Origin of the sequence: Paenibacillus gorillae (assembly GCF_000513275.1) — a bacterium.
Lineage (GTDB): Bacteria > Bacillota > Bacilli > Paenibacillales > Paenibacillaceae > Pristimantibacillus > Pristimantibacillus gorillae.
This window is the reverse complement of sequence record NZ_CBVJ010000108.1, coordinates 12005-32211: the sequence shown is the minus strand read 5'-3', so window position 1 is coordinate 32211 and position 20207 is coordinate 12005. Positions and strand designations below refer to the sequence as shown.

Annotated in this window: 18 protein-coding genes and 1 pseudogene; 13 read left to right on the top strand and 6 right to left on the bottom strand. The window is 50.2% G+C overall.

All coding sequences use genetic code 11. The features are described from left to right. Positions 1-93 precede the first annotated feature (93 nt). The 8 genes from TY10_RS20385 to TY10_RS20350 all read left to right on the top strand — a co-directional run bounded on the left by TY10_RS20385 (position 94) and on the right by TY10_RS20350 (position 9207). The gene (locus tag TY10_RS20385) at positions 94-1278 is read left to right on the top strand and encodes an acyl-CoA dehydrogenase family protein (protein ID WP_042167505.1); all 1185 of its coding nucleotides are present in this window, start codon (positions 94-96) and stop codon (positions 1276-1278) included. A gap of 72 nt (positions 1279-1350) precedes the next feature. Continuing rightward, positions 1351-2715, top strand: coding sequence for an ABC transporter substrate-binding protein (locus TY10_RS20380; RefSeq protein ID WP_162160651.1), 1365 nt, complete (start codon positions 1351-1353; stop codon positions 2713-2715). Continuing rightward, the gene (locus TY10_RS20375) at positions 2712-3998 is read left to right on the top strand and encodes an ABC transporter substrate-binding protein (protein WP_042167500.1); all 1287 of its coding nucleotides are present in this window, start codon (positions 2712-2714) and stop codon (positions 3996-3998) included. Before TY10_RS20380 ends, TY10_RS20375 begins: the two co-directional genes overlap by 4 nt. Positions 3999-4098: 100 nt before the next feature. Continuing rightward, on the top strand, positions 4099-4986 hold the full coding sequence (locus TY10_RS20370) for a carbohydrate ABC transporter permease (RefSeq protein ID WP_042167497.1): 888 nt from the start codon (positions 4099-4101) through the stop codon (positions 4984-4986). Continuing rightward, the gene (locus tag TY10_RS20365) at positions 4983-5828 is read left to right on the top strand and encodes a carbohydrate ABC transporter permease (RefSeq protein WP_042167496.1); all 846 of its coding nucleotides are present in this window, start codon (positions 4983-4985) and stop codon (positions 5826-5828) included. The genes TY10_RS20370 and TY10_RS20365 overlap by 4 nt, the downstream gene beginning before the upstream one ends. A gap of 28 nt (positions 5829-5856) precedes the next feature. Then, positions 5857-7287, top strand: coding sequence for a Sapep family Mn(2+)-dependent dipeptidase (locus tag TY10_RS20360; protein WP_042167544.1), 1431 nt, complete (start codon positions 5857-5859; stop codon positions 7285-7287). 483 nt (positions 7288-7770) lie between these two features. Continuing rightward, positions 7771-8619 carry an NAD-dependent epimerase/dehydratase family protein gene (locus tag TY10_RS20355; RefSeq protein WP_042167493.1) on the top strand — a complete coding sequence of 283 codons (849 nt, stop codon included), beginning with the start codon at positions 7771-7773 and terminating at the stop codon, positions 8617-8619. A gap of 138 nt (positions 8620-8757) precedes the next feature. Continuing rightward, positions 8758-9207 carry an acetyltransferase gene (locus tag TY10_RS20350; RefSeq protein ID WP_042167489.1) on the top strand — a complete coding sequence of 150 codons (450 nt, stop codon included), beginning with the start codon at positions 8758-8760 and terminating at the stop codon, positions 9205-9207. A gap of 6 nt (positions 9208-9213) precedes the next feature. Here the strand turns inward: TY10_RS20350 and TY10_RS20345 are convergent, their stop codons facing one another. From TY10_RS20345 to TY10_RS20335, 3 genes are all read right to left on the bottom strand, one after another. Continuing rightward, positions 9214-10008: a sulfotransferase family 2 domain-containing protein gene (locus tag TY10_RS20345; RefSeq protein WP_238327824.1), complete on the bottom strand. Its 795-nt coding sequence runs from the start codon at positions 10006-10008 to the stop codon at positions 9214-9216. Between the two features lie 11 nt (positions 10009-10019). Then, positions 10020-10646 carry an adenylyl-sulfate kinase gene (gene cysC / locus TY10_RS20340; protein WP_042167483.1) on the bottom strand — a complete coding sequence of 209 codons (627 nt, stop codon included), beginning with the start codon at positions 10644-10646 and terminating at the stop codon, positions 10020-10022. Positions 10647-10790: 144 nt separating this feature from the next. Further along, the gene (locus TY10_RS20335) at positions 10791-12320 is read right to left on the bottom strand and encodes an MDR family MFS transporter (RefSeq protein ID WP_420329422.1); all 1530 of its coding nucleotides are present in this window, start codon (positions 12318-12320) and stop codon (positions 10791-10793) included. A 195-nt stretch (positions 12321-12515) separates the two neighbouring features. On the opposite strand from TY10_RS20335, the gene TY10_RS20330 reads away from it, so the two are divergent. The 5 genes and pseudogenes from TY10_RS20330 (at position 12516) to TY10_RS30580 (ending at position 17076) form a co-directional block, all read left to right on the top strand. Next, positions 12516-14078 (top strand): spore germination protein, encoded by a 1563-nt coding sequence (locus TY10_RS20330; RefSeq protein WP_042167474.1) that lies wholly within the window; start codon positions 12516-12518, stop codon positions 14076-14078. 11 nt (positions 14079-14089) lie between these two features. After that, positions 14090-15272 (top strand): annotated as a pseudogene (locus tag TY10_RS20325) (Ger(x)C family spore germination protein). Positions 15273-15285: 13 nt separating this feature from the next. Then, on the top strand, positions 15286-15498 hold the full coding sequence (locus TY10_RS20320; RefSeq protein WP_042167472.1) for a hypothetical protein: 213 nt from the start codon (positions 15286-15288) through the stop codon (positions 15496-15498). 28 nt (positions 15499-15526) lie between these two features. After that, a complete protein-coding gene (locus TY10_RS20315; RefSeq protein WP_042167469.1) occupies positions 15527-16651 on the top strand; it encodes a GerAB/ArcD/ProY family transporter in 1125 nt (374 codons plus the stop codon). Between the two features lie 179 nt (positions 16652-16830). Further along, positions 16831-17076, top strand: a complete 246-nt coding sequence (locus TY10_RS30580; protein ID WP_155985990.1) for a hypothetical protein — start codon at positions 16831-16833, stop codon at positions 17074-17076. Positions 17077-17366: 290 nt separating this feature from the next. On the opposite strand, the gene TY10_RS20305 is transcribed toward TY10_RS30580, so the two are convergent. The 3 genes from TY10_RS20305 to TY10_RS20295 form a co-directional block, all read right to left on the bottom strand. Next, positions 17367-18143 carry an ABC transporter permease gene (locus TY10_RS20305; RefSeq protein WP_042167465.1) on the bottom strand — a complete coding sequence of 259 codons (777 nt, stop codon included), beginning with the start codon at positions 18141-18143 and terminating at the stop codon, positions 17367-17369. 5 nt (positions 18144-18148) lie between these two features. Then, positions 18149-18841: an ABC transporter permease gene (locus tag TY10_RS20300; protein ID WP_238327816.1), complete on the bottom strand. Its 693-nt coding sequence runs from the start codon at positions 18839-18841 to the stop codon at positions 18149-18151. A gap of 109 nt (positions 18842-18950) precedes the next feature. Beyond that, the gene (locus TY10_RS20295) at positions 18951-19928 is read right to left on the bottom strand and encodes an ABC transporter ATP-binding protein (protein ID WP_337588377.1); all 978 of its coding nucleotides are present in this window, start codon (positions 19926-19928) and stop codon (positions 18951-18953) included. Positions 19929-20207 lie beyond the last annotated feature (279 nt).

Here is a 20207-nt window from a genome sequence, read left to right as displayed (position 1 = left end):
TTTTTTACCTATTTTCGAATAGGTATTAGGCTTAATATAGGTATAAAGCACAGTAAATTCATCAGAAATATGGGAAAGGCGGTAGGGGTGAAGATGACTCGACCCGGTACACCAGATGCATTCATCCGCAACGAACGCGAAGCGGAAATCGCGGCAAGAGCTGACCGGCTTGCGTCGATATTCGCGGAGAGAGCTCCCAAGCATGATCTGGAGGGATCGTTTCCGTTTGAGAACTTTAAAGACCTGAGAGATTCGGGGTATTTGAAGCTGACCGTCCCGCAAACCTACGGAGGAGAAGAAGCATCCGCTTACGAAATGGTGCTGTCTCAGGAGCGGCTTGCTCGTGGAGACGGCTCTACGGCACTTGCAGTAGGCTGGCATCTTCATATGATGATGCAGCTTCGGCTGTCCCGCGCATGGCCGGAACCGCTATACGCCCAGCTGTGTAAGGACGTCGTGCAGGACGGAGTCGTCATCAATGAGCTGGCAAGCGAGCCGGCGACAGGCAGCCCCACCCGCGGCGGCAGACCGGAGACGACGGCTAGCCGCACAGAAGGCGGCTGGCGGATTAACGGACGCAAAACGTTCAGCACGCTGAGCCCGATTCTGAAGCAGTTCGTCGTAACGGCAGGAATCGAAGGCAGCGACAAGGTAGGCGCCTTCCTCGTACGGAGCGGACCCGGTGTGAGTGTCGTAGAGACATGGAATACGATGGGCATGCGGGCGACCGGCAGTCATGACGTGCTGCTGCAGGACGTATTCGTCTCGGATGCGGAGACGATTCGCGGGCTGGAGCAGCCTGCTGCGGGTACGCAGCCGATTCCAACGGAAGGCACGATGCTGCATATTCCGGCCTGCTATATCGGAATTGCATATGGCGCCAGAGATTTCGCGCTTGCCTTCGCCAGAAAGCATAAGCCGAACTCGCTGACCGTTTCCATTGCGGAGCTGCCCAATGTGAAGCGCCAGCTGGCGCAGATCGAGGTCGATCTCATTACCGCCCGAAGCTATCTTTACCAGACGGCGGATCGTTGGGACAAGGAGCCGGACAACCGGGCTTCTCTGCGGACCGATCTGGGGTTGGCCAAATATATTGCAACGAATGCGGCTGTCCGCATCGTGGATCAGGCAATGCGCATCGTTGGAGGATTGAGCCTGTCCCGCAGCTTGCCGCTGGAGCGCATGTACAGGGACGTTAGAGCGGGCCTGCATAATCCGCCGATGGACGACATCGTACTGACGAATCTGGCCAATCGGGCTATCGCCGAAGCGGACTGAGATTGAATCTGAGACTTAAGTTGAGAGAAGGGCAGTAAGTCTATTCGTAAAGGAAGCAGCGCTATGGTGCACATGAGGAAAATAGGAATCGGTATATTGCTGCTGCTGGCGGTCGTTCTGACGCTATGCATGAGCGCAATGGGCACGGGCTCGGTATTCGACCGAGACCGCATGTCTTCTAACCGTGCGTCCGAAAGTCAGGAGCCCATAACGCTGAGAATGACTTACTGGGCCAACTCCCAGCTAACAGTCGAGAAGAACGAAGCGGTCATTCGATTGTTCGAGCAGGCTTATCCGAATATCCGCGTGAAGGCGGAGTATTTCTGGGGCGACGCCTATACCGGCAATTTGTCGGTGATGGCAGCTACGAACAGCCTGCCCGATATCATTCGCATCGATTACACCGACATCTCCGAATATATCGAGAAGGATTTGCTGCTGCCTTTGAACACGTATATTGAATCGAATGTCATTGATCTGCGGTCAAGCCATCCGGTTCATAATCAAGGAGCAACCGTCAACGGCCTCACTTATGGCATTAATATCGGCAATAACGCGCTCGCTATGTTTTACAATCCGCAACTGCTGAAAGAAGCGGGTGTGGAGCCGCCCGGCCCGGACTATACCTGGGAGCAATACGAAGCTGATCTTCGGACGATCAAGCAGCGGACCGGGGTGTACGGGGATACGACGCTGACCTTCAAGCACTTTCAGGTGTGGCTGAGACAGCAGGGCAAATCCCTGTACAACAGCTCGCGAACCGGACTCGGGTATGAGGATGACGAATTATTCGTCGCCTTCTTCAGGCAGCAGCTCCGCTGGATGGACGAGGATCTTGTCAGCACGGCGGCGCTGGAGCAAAGCACGAGAGGATTGGATGACGGCGCCTTTCCGAAAGGCTTGACGGCGTTTGGCGCGCAGACGTATTGGAGCAATCAGATCGATATTATGGAAAATCAGCTGGGCTTCCCGATCGGACTTGCTATGTATCCGGGGTCGGGAGACCGGGGCATGTACATCAAGCCGTCCTTCTACCACGGAATTGCGAGGAGCTCGGCTCATCCCGATGAAGCAGCGTTGTTCATCGACTTTTTCACGAACAATATCGAAGCGGCCAAATCGTTAAGCGGTTATTTTGGACTGCCATACAATCCTACCGTTATTGCCAGCATTAAAGATTCCCTTTCTTTAACGCAAAGAAAAGTACTGGATTACCTCGCGCTGGTGGAACAGCGGGGAAGCCCGATCGATCCGCCGGAGTCGGCGGCCGGCGCTGAACTGGTTAAGCTGTTCAACTCGCTGCAGCGGGAAATTTTGTATAAGCGGATTACTCCGGAGCGGGCGCGGCCCGTTTCCGAAGCGAGGCTGCGGGCAAGCTGTCCGGCCAGGCGAATCCGACACCATAATGAGAATGGAGACAAGGAAGACGATGAATGAAAAAAATACAATTTACGCTGATTTGCCTGTTGCTGGCTGCGTTTACGATTGTAGCTGCCGGCTGCGGTAAAGCAGCGAACAACGAGAGCGGCAGCAACAGCAACGGCGGTAAAGCTTCGGGCGACGGCGTTGTAAAGATCGAGTTTTTCCAGCAGCAAGGGGAAGAAGCCATTCAAAGCGCCTACAAGGCAGTTATCGAGGACTTTTCCAAAGAATATCCGAATATCAAAATCGAGATGAACACCGTACCGGACTCCGTTAAGGTGCTGACGGCGAGAGTTGCATCCGGCGATATCCCTCCGTTGTTCACAGACTGGCCGACTCAGCTGCAATTTAAAGAAAAAGTGAAAAACGGCTACATCGAGAAATTGAGCGGACAGCCGTTCATCGAGAAAGTGAATAAATCGTACTTGGCGATGACGCCTGCGGAAGACGGCGAATATTATTCGCTTCCTTATGCGCGCAACTACATGGCGGTCTACTACAATATCGATCTGTTCGAGAAGAACAACGTTGCCATTCCGACGACGTATGCTGAATTCATTGAAGCTTGCAAGAAGTTCGCTGCCAGCGGCGTAACTCCGCTTTACCTGCCAATTAAAGACGTCGGCCACATCTTCCAAGCGACGAACATTGCCTACGTGCCAGGCGGCGTAGAGGAAATGGTGAAGGTTGCCAAAGGCGAAGCTCAAGTGGAGAACAACCCGGCATTCCTAGCATTCGGCAACAAGCTGAACGAGCTGTTCACTTACGCCAATAAAGATGCGGCTGGCGCCAGCACAGCGATGATGCAAGAAGCCTTCGCGAACGGTCAAGCTGCAATGATCATTTCCGGCTCTTATGGCCGCGGCAACATTAAGCTTGCGAATCCGGATCTGAAATTCGGGGCATTCCCGCTGCCGAATGATACGCAAGAAACGACGAATGTACTCAGCGGTGTGAACGCGGCTCTCTCCGTATCGGCGAAAGCGAAGCCAGAGGAGAAAGAAGCGGCAATTACGTTCATTAACTATCTTGCACGTCCGGAGGTTGCGCAAAAATGGTCTGATCTGTCCGGGGAGCCTTCCATTATCGAGGGCACGGTATATGATGATGCCAACTTGAAGCCGCTGCTCGATTTCATCGACAAAGGCCAAGTGCATGACTGGATGGCTTCCACGATTCCGAGCAACATCGTAACGGAGCTGTACAGCACGACGCAGGCATTCCTGCTGGAGAAGCAAAGCGTGGAGAAATATTTGCAAAATATCGACGCTACGATTAAATTAAACGCCGCGAACTAACGCGCCGTAAGAAGGCAAGGGGACGATCTTTGAAGCGCAACAAATTCAATAGTCGTCCCCTTCCTATTTCTATCCGAATTCGAAGGAACAGAGGTGCGGCATGAACAAAAAGATAGTCTTCTCCTGGGACCGTTTGACTTATTTCTTGTTTTCGCTTCCTGCGGTCATATTGTACTCGTTCTTTTTCGTATATGCCGTCATCGTCGGCATCAATTACAGCTTTACGGACTGGAACGGGATTAGCAAAAGCTATAACTACATCGGCTTTGACAACTACTTGAGTCTGTTCAAAAACCCGAACTTCTGGCAATCGCTTGAGGTTACGGGCAAATATGCGTTGATGCTCGTCATCGGTGTGATGGCATTATCCTTAATACTGGCGCTCAGCCTGAATTCGCTCAAGCGCTTCAAGACGTTTACCAAGTCCGTCTATTTCTTGCCTGCGATGATTAGCGCCGTTACGCTGTCTCTTATCTGGGATCAGATGTTTTACCGGATCGCTCCGAAAATCGGCGAGGCGCTCAATATCGCGGCGCTGTCTCAAAGTCCGCTTGCAAGTCCAAAATATGCGTTGATCGCAATTGTGCTGGTCAATATCTGGCAGGCGGTAGCGCTGCCGACACTTATCTTTATCGCGGGACTGCAATCAGTGCCCGATGAGCTGTATGAGTCTGCCCGGATTGATGGCGCATCGACATTCAAACGGTTCCGGTTCATCACGATGCCGTTTCTCGTGCCGACAATTACCGTCAACATGGTACTGGCGATTAAGGCGGGGGTTACTTCCTTCGATTATGCTTATACGCTGACCGGAGGCGGGCCGATTAAAGCCAGCAACCTGATTGGCATTATGATCTATAACGATGCTTTCCAAAATATGAAATTTGCAATGGCGAATGCGGAGTCGGTCGTGCTGTTCGTTATCATCGCCGTCTTGTCGTTTGTCCAGATTTGGCTATCCCGTAAAGGCGGTGTGAACGGAAAATGAAGCTGACTATCAAAGCCGAAGGCTTGGGCTGGAGAATACTTCGCAACGTCGTTCTGGTGCTGGGCATCATTATCATTCTCGGTCCGCTGTATCTCGTTCTCGTCAACTCCTTCAAGACGATGCCAGAGGCGGGAAGAAACTTTTTCGCGCTGCCGCAAAGCTTGAACTTCAACAACTATGCCGAGCTCTTATCCAAAGGCGAGTACTGGGGTTATGTATGGAATACGACCTATATTACGTTCTTCTCTATTTTGCTGGTCGTGCTGATCAACCCCACCGTATCCTATGCGATAGCGAGAAATTCGCATAAAACCTACTATAAAATCATTTATTTCTATTTATTGCTGGGCTTGTTTGTACCGTTTCAAGTCATCATGCTGCCGCTTACGAAAATCATGACCGGCATTCAGCTATTGAATCCGTTTGGACTTATTATTTTATACGGAGCGCTCAGCTTGACGAGGGGCGTATTTCTGCTGGTCAACTACATTCAGCAAATGCCGGCGGAAATTGAAGAAGCGGCCCGAATTGACGGCTGCAGCACGTTTCAAATTTACTATTCGATCATTTTGCGGCTGATTGCTCCGATGCTGGTGACGCTGGTCATTATGGACGCTCTGTGGTTCTGGAATGACTTCATGCTGCCATTGCTGCTGCTCAATAAGGCAAAAGAGTTTTGGACGCTGCCGCTGTTCCAATACAATTTCAAAACGGAGTATTCCTTCAACTATACGATGGCGTTTACGTCCTATCTGATGGCAATGCTCCCGATTATTCTCGTCTATGCCTTTGGGCAAAAGCACATTATCGCGGGACTGACTGAAGGTGCGGTAAAAGGTTAATTGAAAAGTGGAAGGGGCTGCCGCCGTTATGCTGGAAACGCGAATTGATGAGTGGATCGAAGCGCACAGGGAGCAATTGCTTGCCGATATCGGCAGGCTCGTAGCAATTCCGAGCGTGGCTGAGGAAAGTGCCGAGCCGAAAGTATATGGCGAAGCCTGCGCGGAAGCACTGGAGACGATGCTGGCGCTGGGCGAGCAGTACGGCTTCCGGACGTTCAACGCCGATTACCGCTGCGGTGTTATAGAAGCAGGGCAGGGAACGGGCAAAAGCGTGGGTATTTGGGGACATGTTGATGTCGTCCCGGCCGGCGAACATTGGATTTATCCTCCGTTTGAATCTACACGGAAGGGTGATTTTCTGATCGGCAGAGGGGTGCAGGACAACAAAGGACCTACTGTCGCGGTGCTGTATGCTTTGCGCTGCATCAAGGAGCTGCAAATCCCGCTACTTTATACGGTGAAGCAAATTGTCGGCTGCTCGGAAGAAGCTGGCATGCAGGATGCCCTTTATTTTGTTGAGCATCATGAAGTGCCGGATTTCAATATCGTTGCGGACAGCGGCTTCCCGGTCTGCTACGGAGAGAAGGGCATTATCGAGGCGGAGCTGGCTTCCGCCGCTTGGAAGAGCGAGAGCAGCGCAGTCGTCGATTTCCGGGCGGGCAGCGCCTCCAATATTGTGCCGGGTGATGCGGAAATAACGCTGCGCTGGAATGAGATGCTGGCGGGCAAGCTGTCGCAACTGCCAGAGTCTATTGTGACAGAGCGGACAACGGTAAATGGGATGGAAGTGGTGAAGCTTGCGGCAACAGGCATTTCTGGCCATGCTGCATTTCCTTCGGGGTCCGTCAATGCTATTGCCGTGCTGTTAGACGCTGTTATAGCTGCGGGGCTGCTGGACGGCACGGATGAGAGCTTGTTCCGTTTCATTCTCTCAATCTGCGCAACGAATGACGGATCAGCGCTAGGCATCACTTGTGCCGACGAATTGTCCGGCGAGCTGACGTGTGTGGGAGCAGTTGGGAGACTGGAGGCAGGCGAGGTTCGTCTTGCGATTAATATTCGTTATCCCATTACAGCCGATGCACAAAACTTATTGGCTTCGCTGCGCCAATCAGCCGAAGCAGGAGCCTTCAAGCTGGCAAGCGTTCATATTAATGAAGCGAATCGCGGCAATAAAGAAGCCATCGAGGTTCGGCTGCTGAACGATACGTTCAACCGGGTAATGGGGACGCAGGAGGAACCCTTCGTCATGGGCGGCGGAACCTACGCCCGCAAGATTCCGAATGCCGTGGCCTTTGGCCCTGGATTGCCGTCAGCTATCGGCGTGCTCGGCATGCCTGCCGGCCACGGGCAAATTCACGGTCCGGACGAAGCGCAGTCGATACCGAATTTGTTAACGGCATTGAAGATTTACGTTATGTCGCTTATCGCGTTGAACGAGGCGATGCAGCCGAATTAGGCAATAGCCCTTTTATCTGAGGATGAAAGGGCTTGTTTGATGTATGAGAGGGCGGGTGATTTCATAGCCATTACTTCGTAAAACGACTAATAAAACGGTCGAGACTTCTTCGGCAACAACTTGAAATGTAAAAGTGCATTTTGATAAGACCAAAAAGGGCTGAAAAAGTGATCAAGATGCAAAAGTACAGTTGAAAACTAATATTTTGGCTCATTCGGTACGTTTTAGCCCGAACAACCTGCACAATTACATTTTGATGGCAAAAAACGCCGATAAATCGGCGAACAACCTGCACTTTTACATTTTGATTAAATAGAGTGTTTATCTGCCCTTCAATAGTAACCTATCGTATACCAACTACACTTCTTATAATATAGTGACTTTGTTTTCCCTACTTACAAATCCGGACAAACTTCTCTAGAATGGAAGTGCAGGGCAGCAAATGATGCCCGCAACCGAACCTGACTAGAGGAGTGACTGCAAGTGCCAAAGGTAGTTGTAACAGGCGGCAGCGGTATGTTGGGCAAGTGGGTAGTGAAGCATTTCTTAGAGCAAGGGTATGAGGTGCTGAATGCGGACGTGAAGCATCCGGCAGAGCCGATTGGCCGTACGGTCATTGTTGATTTGAATAACTTGGGCGAGGTATATGGCATATTGGCGGGGGCGGATGCCGTGGTTCATCTGGCGGCAATACCCGTAGCCTACTCTCATCCCAATGAAGTTACTTTTCACAATAATGTAATGTCTACTTATAACGTATTGGAAGCAGCAGCAGGCCTTGGCATCCGCAAGGCAGTTATCGCTTCCAGTGAATCCTCGTATGGACTCGTATTCGCGGAGCATCCGATTGGACCGCAATATGTACCCGTTGATGAGGCACATCCGCAGCTGCCGCAAGACAGCTACGGCTTGTCCAAAATTGTCAATGAGCAAACGGCGGATATGTTCAACAGACGGACGGGCATGCAGGTTGTATCGTTCCGGCTTGGCAACGTCATCGCGCCTGAAGCGTACGAGCGGTTCCCGCAATTTATTCATGACGCTGAGCAGCGAGAGCGAATTCTCTGGAGCTATATCGATACTCGTGATGCGGCGCAGGCGTTTCAACTGGCAATAGAAGCCGATGGACTAGGAAGCGTTGCATTGAATTTGGCGGCAGATGATTCCAGTATGGCGATTCCAAGCCGGGAACTGATGGCGGCACGCTATCCGGAGATCAGCGACTTTCGTAAGCCGCTTGAAGGACATGAATCGCTGCTGAGCAATGAGAAGGCAAAGGCGCTGTTGAAGTGGCAGCCGAAGCATGCTTGGCGCAGCTATGTAAAGGAATAGCAGCTATAAGGAAAAAGCCGCTGGTGGGGCTCGCACGCCACCAGCGGCTTTTTTGATACTCGTTGAATGAATATGCTAGAATCAATTTCATAGAGCGGGCTTTATAGCGGCCTCTTTGAAAGGAGATTTCTAGTTACTATGAGCAACAACATTATACCTTACCGGTCAGAAGATCATGAGCAGCTTGTCGGCATTTGGCATCGGGCGGTGGTAGCTACCCATCATTTTTTGACGGAAGAAGACATTCAGTTTTTCCACGAGATGGTTCGAAACGAAGCGCTGACCGGGGTTGAGCTGTGGACCCATTATGATGAAGCTAATAAACCAACCGGATTTATCGGCCTGGATGGAACGAAAGTCGAAATGCTTTTTGTCGATCCCGTTCGTCATGGCCAAGGAATCGGACGTGCACTGCTTAAGCATGCCGAGGAACTGAAAGGAAACTTACTTCAAGTCGACGTTAATGAGCAAAATGAAGGAGCTTGCGCCTTCTATCGGCGTTATGGTTTTGTTCAGACGGGACGCTCGGAGCTGGATGGCTCCGGCAAACCGTTCCCGCTGCTTCATCTGGAGCTGCGCCAATCATAATCTGCACTATACGAGTGAAAGCCCCATCAGAAACCTGACAATCAGGTCTGACGGGGCTTTCTTGCAGCATATAGCGAGGCTTTGTTGAATCTGCGGAGCGCCTTCGTTTGCGCAGGAGAAAGCTCTGCTAGTTTTTTGATCCAGCAGTTCAAGGGCGTACCGATAAAGCTTCATATCAGCCGCGTTTTTCGCTTTGATCCGCTCAATCGTCTCCGCCGCACACTCGCTTTGCCGCACTCGATTCGGTGTCTCGTTCAATCTCGGATAGGACTTCAGCTTCCAGCCCATCTGCCGCGACAGCAGGAACTGGGAATCGGCATACCGCTCTGTTATGCCAATGAAGTCAAAGTAATTCCGCAGGTTTGCTTTAGCCAGCTCCAGATCAGGCTGTGTCGTGCATAGCTCGCCACTGACGAACCGGGTTTGCAAATTCACATACTCAAGGTCAAAACTGTCGTCGTTAACGAAATAGTCCAGCGTGATTCCAATATTGTAAGACGCAGGATACTTAGGGTTTTTATATTTGAAGTAAAAATAGGAGATGATCTGCTCTACCGGATCCCGCAGCATCGTCATGTAGCGGTAAGGACGGCTCGTGAAGCTGTGAAGGCCAAACGGATAATGGCCGCAAAAGGCGTCTGCTTCCTGCAGCTTTTCCAGAAGAAGCGTCTGATCGTCTGCAACTTCAAAGTAGTACACCAGCTTCGGGAATCGGTGGAGCAAAAGCTGCGTAAGCGAGGTTCCCCCCGTTTTGGGGATATGCATGAACAAGAAGAGGCTGTCGTCTGCTTTATTTTTCACATTTGCCAAGGTTATTCCCCAGCCTTTCTGTCAGCAGGCAAGTAGCCTTGGCTGCGAAGATAGCTAAGAAGAATAGAAACGGATTCGGGGACGGCAAGCATCTCGCTGTTTATTTCAATCTCCGGATGCACGGGTGTTTCATAAGGATCCGAAATACCAGTGAACTGGCGGATCTCGCCTGACCTCGCTTTTCGATACAGCCCTTTCGGGTCCCGACGCTCGCATTCCTCGATTGTGCACCGGACATACACTTCAATAAATTCCCCTTGCCCGAACCGGTTACGAAGAAGCTCCCGATCGGCTTGGTAGGGAGAAATGGCTGCAGCCAGCGTAATAAAGCCGGCGTCAACGAACAGCCGGGCTGTCTCCCCCATGCGCCGAATGTTCTCAGACCGGTCAGCTTGGCTGAACCCTAGTCCCCGATTGAGGCCGAGGCGCAAATTATCGCCGTCCAGCATATAACTTCTGTAATTGAGCTCATGCAGCGCAAGCTCCAATTCCGCTGCCAGTGTCGATTTGCCGGAGCCGGACAATCCCGTAAACCACAATACGCAGCTGCGATGACCGTTGGACAGCTGCCGGCTTTGTTTACTTACTTTGGAGGAATGCCACGCAACGCGGGCTGATTCTGGCTGCATGTCTTCGCTCACCTCGCTCTAGTCAGTCTTTTTCTTAGTTTATGTAAGGCGAAGGGGAGTGTATATAGACGAAAGGCGCCCGATTTTTCAAGAAAAGAAGCGGGCTGCAAGAGGATCTATCCTCTCACTGCCCGCTCACTATCCTTAATGTCCGTAAGCTTCCATTTCAGCTTGCGGGTCATGCTTTTTACGCCCCATTGCTAAGGCCGCTCCGACAGCTAGAACGGCGGGAATTAACCCCCACAGAAAAATGTCTGTAATAGAAGAGGAGACACCGCTAAGCAACCGGTCTAGAATGCCTTCTGGAATTGCAGCGCGGGCGGAAGGCTCCATGAGCACATAGGGATCTTTAAGATTGACGTTTTGCGGAATGTCCGCTATGCCGCCGCCTTGGAACATCTCGGACAGTTTGCGGGTCATCAGATGATTTTGCAAAATGCCGAATACGGTTATGCCCAGCATCATCCCAAACGAACGAAGGAAGTTGAGCGTCGAGGTGGCGGATCCCCTTTGGGATGGCGGAATATCTTGAATCGCCGCGTTACTTAGCACAGAGAAAGATGCGCCGATGCCAAGACCTACAATAATCATATAGACGGTGATGACTAGACGCGAAGTGTCAGCAGAGATGGTAGTCAGCAGCGCAAGACCAATGACCAGTAATGCCAGTGTTGAGGCGAGAATCGTTCTGTAGGACAGACGTGCCATCACAAATCCGCCAAGGGTGGCCGTTACGACAGTGCCCAGCATCATCGGCAGCAGCATAAATCCCGAATTGGTAGCCGTGCCGCCAAGCACACCCTGAATGTAGATAGGCAGATATACCGAAGCGGCAATGAATGCTGCTCCGCTAAGCACCGCAATTAGCGTGCTGCTCGCAAACAGCCGTACTCTAAACATCGCGAACGAAATAATGGGTTCTATCGCTCGTCTTTCTGCGAAGATGAACAGAATAGCGAGAATGAGGAAGCCCCCGAGCAATCCGATAATCGGCAGTGAGTTCCATGCAAACAGCTTGCCGCCAAACTCAAGCGAGAAGATCAGGCAGACGGTCGCTCCGATAAGCGATAAAGCGCCAAGCCAATCGACTTGCTGCTTCGAACGAGCGGTTGATTCTTTATAAAATTTGGAGACCAGTATCAAAGCAACAACGCCAATTGGCAGATTAATATAGAAAATCCACTGCCAGCTCCAATAGTCAGTCAGAAACGCACCAAGCAGCGGTCCGAATACACTCGACATGCCAAATACGGCACCGAACAATCCCATAAGCTTGCCGCGATTTTCAGGGGATACGGCATCTAGCAATATAGTGAATGTAATGGGTACAAGCGCCCCAGCACCAACACCTTGAATAGCGCGGAACAAACTAAGCTCTGCGATCGAGCTTGCCGTACCGCATAAGGCGGAGCCAATCATAAAGACGATAATTCCGAACAGGAAAAACCTTTTGCGTCCATACATATCGGACAGCTTGCCAAAGATCGGCATGCCCGCCATCTCCGCTACCATATAAGCAGATGTAACCCAGACGAATTGATCTAGTCCGCCCAGCTCGCCTACAATCGTGCCCATAGCTGTCGAGACAATCGTGTTGTCCATAGAAGCCATCAAGATGGAGAGCAGCAAGCCAGCTACGATCCAACCCGTTTTACTTCCGTTTTTCGTTGTCATCATTCTCATATCTTCCTCTCCGGTTGAACCGCTTGAATGATCCCATTGTAGCGGGTGAAGACTGACAGCTGTATGTCAGTGTTGATGCGCTCCTCAAACTTATTCTGATATCTGCATAGCTATGTTCGCGTTTAGCCGGATTTACCAATGGTCATAATGGGGAGTAGATGCAACGCAGAGAGAAGGTGCAGCCCCATGGAACGGAAGACATCGCCTCAATCCAGACAGCCCGATAACTCGCAAGTTTATCCGGAATATGCACATATCCCAATTAGACGTTCCATTGAGAAAAATGTAGAACAGCTTCGGCGCGACTTAGGGGAGAGCGACGACGTCATCGTTCGCGAGATTCCATACGAAGGAACGGATAGAGCTGCAGCCGCAATCGTCTACATCGACGGATTGTCTGATTCGGCTATTATCAATCAATATATATTCGATGTACTGATTGGAAATATGAGAGGCATCCATGACTCCGGTCCGGAAGCTCGTCCATTGGAGGGCGACCAGACTGCTCTGGCAAGAGAATTGCTCGTTGGGGTTGGATCGATACGAAGTGCAGATGAAATGGGTTCTTTCTATCGATGTCTTTTATCCGGCGAAGCCGTTATTTTGCTGGAAGGAAGCGATCGTGCCTTCTCTGCCGATATTCGTCAATGGAAAAGCCGGGATATTAGCGAATCAACGAATCAGACGTCCGTTCGCGGACCGAGAGAAAGCTTTAATGAGACGCTTCGTACCAATACCGCTTTGATTAGAAGAAAGATTAAAGATCCGCGGTTGAGGCTCGAAACCTATGCATTAGGCACTGTTACGAAAACGGATGTTACGATGATGTACATTAAAGAAATTGCGAAGACATCGGTTATTGATACGACCCGCTCCAGGCTGCAAGCGATTCGGATTGATAGCATACTGGACAGCGGCTATATCGAGGAATTAATAGAAGACGGGAAATACTCGGTTTTTCCAACGGTGTTCAATACCGAGCTTCCCGACAACGTCGCATCGCAGCTGCTGGAGGGCAAAGTGGCGATTTTGGTTGACGGCACGCCTAATGTATTATTAGTTCCGACACAATTTATTTCTTTTTTCCAATCGACGGAGGATTATTACCAGCGTTCCGTCTATGCAAGCTTACTTCGAATGCTGAGGTTTGCCAGCTTTTTCATTTCACTGCTGTTTCCTTCTCTTTATATCGCCATTACAACGTTCCATCGTGATATGCTTCCTACCTCGCTCTTGATCAGTCTTGCAGCGCAACGGGAGGGAGTGCCGTTTCCGGCATTCGTTGAAGCATTTGCCATGGAGGTCACTTTTGAGATTTTACGGGAGGCTGGCTTGCGGATGCCGCGTGCGATTGGCCAAGCCGTATCGGTAGTGGGGACGCTCGTTATCGGCCAAGCTGCCGTAGAAGCCGGCATCGTCTCTGCTGCGATGGTTATTGTCGTTGCGGTAACGGCGATTTCTACGTTTACAACTCCGGCTTACAGCATGTCAATTCCCGTTAGGATATTAAGATTTGTATTCATGATGGTCGCTGCCAGCTTTGGATTGTTTGGTATTATTATGGCGTTTTTTGTTCTGCTGCTGCATCTGTGTGCACTGCGATCCTTCAGCGAGCCCTATATGTCTCCGATCTCCCCGCTGCAATCGGAGGATTTGGAGGACTCGCTTGTGCGGCTGCCGCGATGGCTTCAGTTCAGACGTCCGGGTACTTCCATTTCCAGCGGTACCGCAAGGATACGTAAACCGTGAGGGGGCGCGGAATGTTTTACAAGATGACGATCGTTCTGCTATGTCTGCTGATGCTGAATGGCTGTTGGAGCCGGAGGGAACTGAACGAGCTGCTTATTGTACTGGGCATCGGCTTTGATTGGGTGGATGGCGAATATCTCGTGTCGTTCCAGGTCGTGAATCCAAGTGAGATATCAGCGCAAAAAAGAGGCGGCGAGCGCCCTCCCAGCACCTTGTATCAAGGCCGGGGCAGAACGATGCAGGAAGCGGCCCGTTCCTTAACGGCGGAGGCGCCCCGGAAGGTATATATGGGACATCTGCAGATGTATATCATAAGCGAAGAGCTGGCAAGAAAGGGAATAGGCGATTTTTTCGATAATGCCCTTCGCGACAACGAGCAGAGAATGGATTTCAACCTCGTTATTGCAAGAGGGACGAGAGCGGAAAATATATTAAAGCTGTATACACCGCTTGATAAGCTGCCAACCAACAGTATGCTGAGATCACTTGAAACATCTGAGAAAAACTGGGCGCCAACCGTATCTGTAACGATGGATGATGTGCTGAAGAAGCTGTCTGCTGACGGAATCGAGCTGACGATGACAGGCATCAAGCTAATCGGCAGTGTGGAGATGGCGGAATCGAAACGAAACGTAGAGACGTTTCTTCCGCGAAGCCGTTATCGTTACAAGGGAATCGCGGCTTTTAAAGGAGATAAGCTGGTAGGATGGTTGAATGAAACCGAGAGTAAAGGCTTCACGGATATTACGAATAAATTGCAAAGCACCACACTCGGAATTCCGTGTAAAAAATGATACCTATATCGGAGTCGAGGTTACTTCTTCCAATGCCAGTATCGAATCGAAAGTAGTTGGAGGAAAACCGGAGTTCACGATTAATATCCGTTCGGAAGGCAATATTGTCGATAGAGGCTGCAGAGATGTTGATATTGCGGACCCTGCCACAATCGAAAAGCTGCAGATCGCTGCGGGGAATGTTATCCGAGACCATTGCGAGGCGGCAGTGAAGAAGGCGAAGGAGATGAAATCCGATTTTTTAGGCTTTGGCAACCAGCTTCAGAAGGATCATCCCTCGGTGTGGCAGCAGGTTAAAACGGATTGGAACGATACCTATTTGCCGGATGTTAAAATCCAATATAAGATTAAGCTTTTGATTCGCAAAACAGGAACGACCGGCAATACGACCTTGAAGTAATGGAGGTGCGATTATGTCATCGGTCTTTGCAGTGCTGGCATTAGCCGCAGCTGCCATCGGATTGGAGGTGCCGGGGCTTGTCAAACGGAAACGCAAGCGGGAACTGGCCGTTTTCCTCATATTGCTGTCCATAGGCTCTGGATTATATATTGCTTTGGCCTTGGAGCAGGATCTTCCGAACCCGTTCGGCCTATTGAAATACGCATTCGGAGGGACGATAGGCTAGAAGAAGCGCTAACCGAAAGGAAAAACGAATGGGACAATTCGCTAATGCTAAAATATCGGTTCGCCAATTCACGATTCTGATTATTATCGGAGTTATTGGTGACTCTATTCTAATTATGCCAACCATTGTTGCGGCTTATTCTAAGCAGGATGCATGGCTCTCAATGGCATTAGCCACATTAATGGGACTTGTTTTGGGAGCTGTTTTTGCAGCAATCGCCAACCGTCTGCAGAGACAGAGTCCCATAACCGCTCTGCAGAACCGGATTGGCAAGGCAGCAGGCGGCTTTATGGGGCTGCTGTTTCTGTTTAACTTTTTTATGGGCGGTCTCACATTAATGAGTGAAATGAGCCAGTTCATGACGACACAAATGATGCCGGAGACACCGGTCAATGCGATATTACTGCTGTTTATGGCTGTAATTATTATCGCATATCGATATGGCATCGAAGCGTTTGCGCGCTTAAGTGAACTACTGTTTCCTTTGTTTCTTTTTCTATTCTTGTTCATGGTTGTGTTTTTGACGCCTCAAGTGGATATCTCAAATATGAAGCCGATGTTGGCAAGAGGATTGACTCCAGTCATTCAGGGCGCAATTCCAGCTTTTGTTACCGGTTTCACTGAAATGGTCGTACTGCTGATGCTGGTCCCTCATGTTACAGGGAAAGTGAAGCTGACGAAACCGATTTTATGGGGTTATGCCATTGGCGGCTTAATCCTCTTCATTGTAGTTGATTTATGCGTGCTTGTGCTTGGCCCTAGTCTGATGGAGACCAAGTATTATCCGACCTTTGTGCTGGCGCAAAAGATAACGATTGGACAGTTTTTAGAGCGGCTTGAGGTCATTCTGATGCTAATTTGGATTATTACCGTCTTTTTTAAGACGCTGCTCTTGTTTTTTGCATTAACGGCCGGAACTGCGCAAGTATTTGGTCTTAAGGAAAGCCGTATGCTGACGATACCTTATGGCATGATTTTGATCGTCGCTACAATAGCCGGGACTCCCAATATTTCTGAGTATAACCAGCTGCTGTTGTACTATTATCCTTGGTTCGACGGTGTTTTCTGCATAGCGCTGCCGCTTGTGGTTCTGGCTGTGCTTATGCTTACCGGTAAAGGGAAGTCGAGCGGACAGACCGGAACGAAGCAATAGCACTTATGAAAAAGAAGCCCGAAATTACCATAGCTCGGGCTTTTTTTTTGCATCATTAAACAATGAATCTTGCAATCTAGTATAAAGATACAAGCATAACTCTAGCATTCTGCATATCTTATAGAAACAACGGAATGAAGGAGTGATGAAATTGTCCAGAAAAGGAGGAAGCAGCTCCGGTGAACGCAGCCAGGGATGCTATAGCTATGGCTGTAAGAGCAGTGGGAGCAAAAGCGACGGCAGCAAAAAAAGCCATGGCGAAAAAAGCGGAGGCTGCAAGAACTGCGGCTGTGGCAGCAACTGCAGTTGCAAGAGCCGTGGAGACAAGCACGCGAACAGCTGGGGAAGTCGCGACAGCGGTAAAAGCGAAGGGAGCCGGCACCATAGCAGCGGCGGAACGGATAGTTATGCTCTTTGCATCTTGAATAAAATCGGCATCGGCACCCCAAATATTCGAATTCAGTTTGACGGAGTTACGCGTACGGGAATTTTTCTTGGCATTGAGGGCGGCTGCGTTATTCTGAATGCGAAGGGCGTTGTCTCTTATATTAAGCTTTCTTCCATTAAAGCAGTCGACGTCGGGGTTGTATCCAGGCCGAAAACAAGATGGAAAAAGCATTGCAAATAGATTGCCGCGATAGTGAGAGATTCAAATGGCGAACAGGTTTTGTTTGATACCGGATCGCCATTTTTTTGTTGATCTATGAGGCAGGTTCTAGGAACCGGTGGAGCGATAATGGCGAACGCCAACGCGCCACAAGAACAGACAAGGAATAAGGAAGAGAAACCCGGCAAGCGGGATGAACGCATAAAGCTCCTGTTCCTTGCGTCCGAGAATGTACAGCAGCGGAAGGTAATTGAAGCAGGCGAACGGGATGATAAAGGTGAAAAACTGCCTAACCCGCTTCGTATAAATGTCGAGCGGATATTGTGTCATTTCACGGCCGCCGTCGGTGAAGATATTCGCAATCTCGAGTCCTTGCACCGTCCAGAAGCTGATTGATGCGGCCAGAATGAAAATACTGGTGAAGATGACGACGCCGCTGGCGATCATAAGCAGAAGTGCAATAGCTTTGAGCATCGTCCAATCGACTCCAATATTAGAGACGGCCCACGTGAGAACAACGCCGCTGAGAAGCAGCCTTCCGATGCGGGCAAATTCGAATCGGGAGCCCAATACTTGAACGACTGTACCCCGGGGCCTGACTAGCAGCCTGTCGAAATCCCCTGTTACGATAAGCGACGAGAAGGAATCAAATCCCCGGGCAAAGCATTCCGTAATGGTGAATGCGATATGAGTAATAGCAAAGCATAATGCGACCTCATAAAAGCTCCATCCCTGCAGCTGTCCAAATTTATCGAACAGGAAGTAAATGCCTGCAAACGCAATAAACGGCGTTAAGCATTGTCCGATTGCGAGGAAGAAGAAGGAAACGCGATATTGCATTTGCGATTTAAACAACATGAGCATGTATTTCAAATATAAAGTCATCTCCATTACCCTCCCTGTACCACGATGCGTCTCAGCGCTTTTTTCATCGTAAAATACCCTAGGGCAATTAAGGCAGCTAACCAGACGAGTTGAATCAACAAGCCGGTTGAAGCCTCTTCGATGCCGATGTTACCGGTGAATACCCGGAAGGGAAAGTCGGCCGTCCAATGGAAGGGCAGTACATAGACGATTTTTTGCATCCAATCCGGCATGAGCGGAACGGGGATGATAAGTCCGGCTAAAAATTCGCCAAAGACGCTGAATAGGAGCAGTGACCCTGCTGGAGACATCGTAACGAACACGGATATGTAGATGAGCATCGAGATCGCAACCAGCATGAGCAGTCCGGCGATCAGTACCGCGAGGAACAGAAGCAGAGAAAGCAGGTCTGGCGGCAATTTAAGCCGGTAAGGCTCGGGAAGAAAGATCGTGACGATAAGGATTGGGAAGCAGCGAAGCAGGGCGCTTGAGATGCGCTGGGCAAGCAGCTTGGCGTACCAAAGTCCGTAAAGGCCATTGGGCCGGCACAGCTCATAGGCGATATTCCCGCTTGTGATGAGTTGAAACAGCTCGTTATCCCGCAGCCATAGGACAACAAAGGCCAAGAAAGCCTGCTTGAGCCAGGTGTAGGTAATGACCTCGGAGAGCGTCATTTCAGGAGGTGCAGCAGCATGGGCGTAAAAGGCTTCGAAGATCATAATGAAGATGAATCCGAAAAAAACTGAGTACCGATTCCGGCAAGCGCTGCCGCCCGGTACTGCAGGCCGTTGTTCAAGCGCATTTTGAAAACAGAAATATAGGCCTTCATTACAATTGGTACTCCTTGTACATTTGGACGATTATATCCTCGATAGGCTGTGTATCAATGGCGACATCCAGCAGCTCGACTTGGCTGGACAGCTGAGTCAGCACTTCCGCCATCAGCACCTGTTCGGTATCCACGCTAATGATGGCCCGGTCTGGCGTCCAGGACAGGATAGATGCTCCCGGAAGCTGCAGCGGCACTGTGCTCTCGCGATAATCCGCCGTAATCGTCCGTTTCGTGCTGAACCGGCCGCGCAAGCCTTGCACGCTCCCGTCGTAGAGCAAGGTGCCTTTGCCGATCAGCAGAATCCGATGGGCGAGCGCTTCAATGTCGTTCATGTCATGCGTGGTGAGAATGACCGTAACGCCTTTCTCCTTGTTGATCGTCTTGATGAAGTTGCGTACCGCGATTTTCGAGACGGCATCCAGACCGATCGTGGGCTCGTCCAGGAACAGGATGTCGGGGCTGTGCAGCAGTGAAGCAGCAATTTCGCAGCGCATCCGCTGTCCCAGACTGAGCTGCCTTACGGGCATGTGGAGAAGGCTGCCCAGATCAAGCGTCTCGGTCAATAAGGTGAGCATGCTGCTGTATTCACTCTGCGGAATCCGATAAATATCGCGAAGCAGCTCGAAGGAATCGATGACCGGCACGTCCCACCACAGCTGGCTTCGCTGTCCGAATACGACGCCGATATTTTTGACATAAGCCACGCGATCCTTCCATGGTGTATGACCCATAATAGTGCAGCTGCCGCGATCCGGCACCAGAATGCCGCTCATTACTTTGATGGTGGTCGATTTTCCAGCTCCGTTAGGTCCGATATAACCGACGATCTCTCCCTTGGGGATATGGAAGCTGATGTCTTGAAGCGCTTCTACTCTCGTGTACTCCCGGTGGAATAACGATTTGACAGCATGCTTAAGACCTGGCGGCCGCTTGGCTACCAGAAAGGCTTTGCTTATTCCTTCTACCTGAATCAAGTGTAAATCCCTCCTAACTTTGTAAATTTGACAGGGAGAAGATATTACCATTTATTCTTAAATGCTGTCAATTAAAACTTTATTCAGTATAATTCCTATAAAAACGATAGGATAAATTGAATAATGTATTGACACTATGTAAATAGCCCGTTAATATAAAAAAACAGGATGTAAAGTTTACCATCTTGATCGGATAACATTGGATGATAAATCTACTGGACGGCCAGAGATTCAACAATGAGCGAATACTGCTCTTTGTTGGGTCTTCTTTTTTTATCC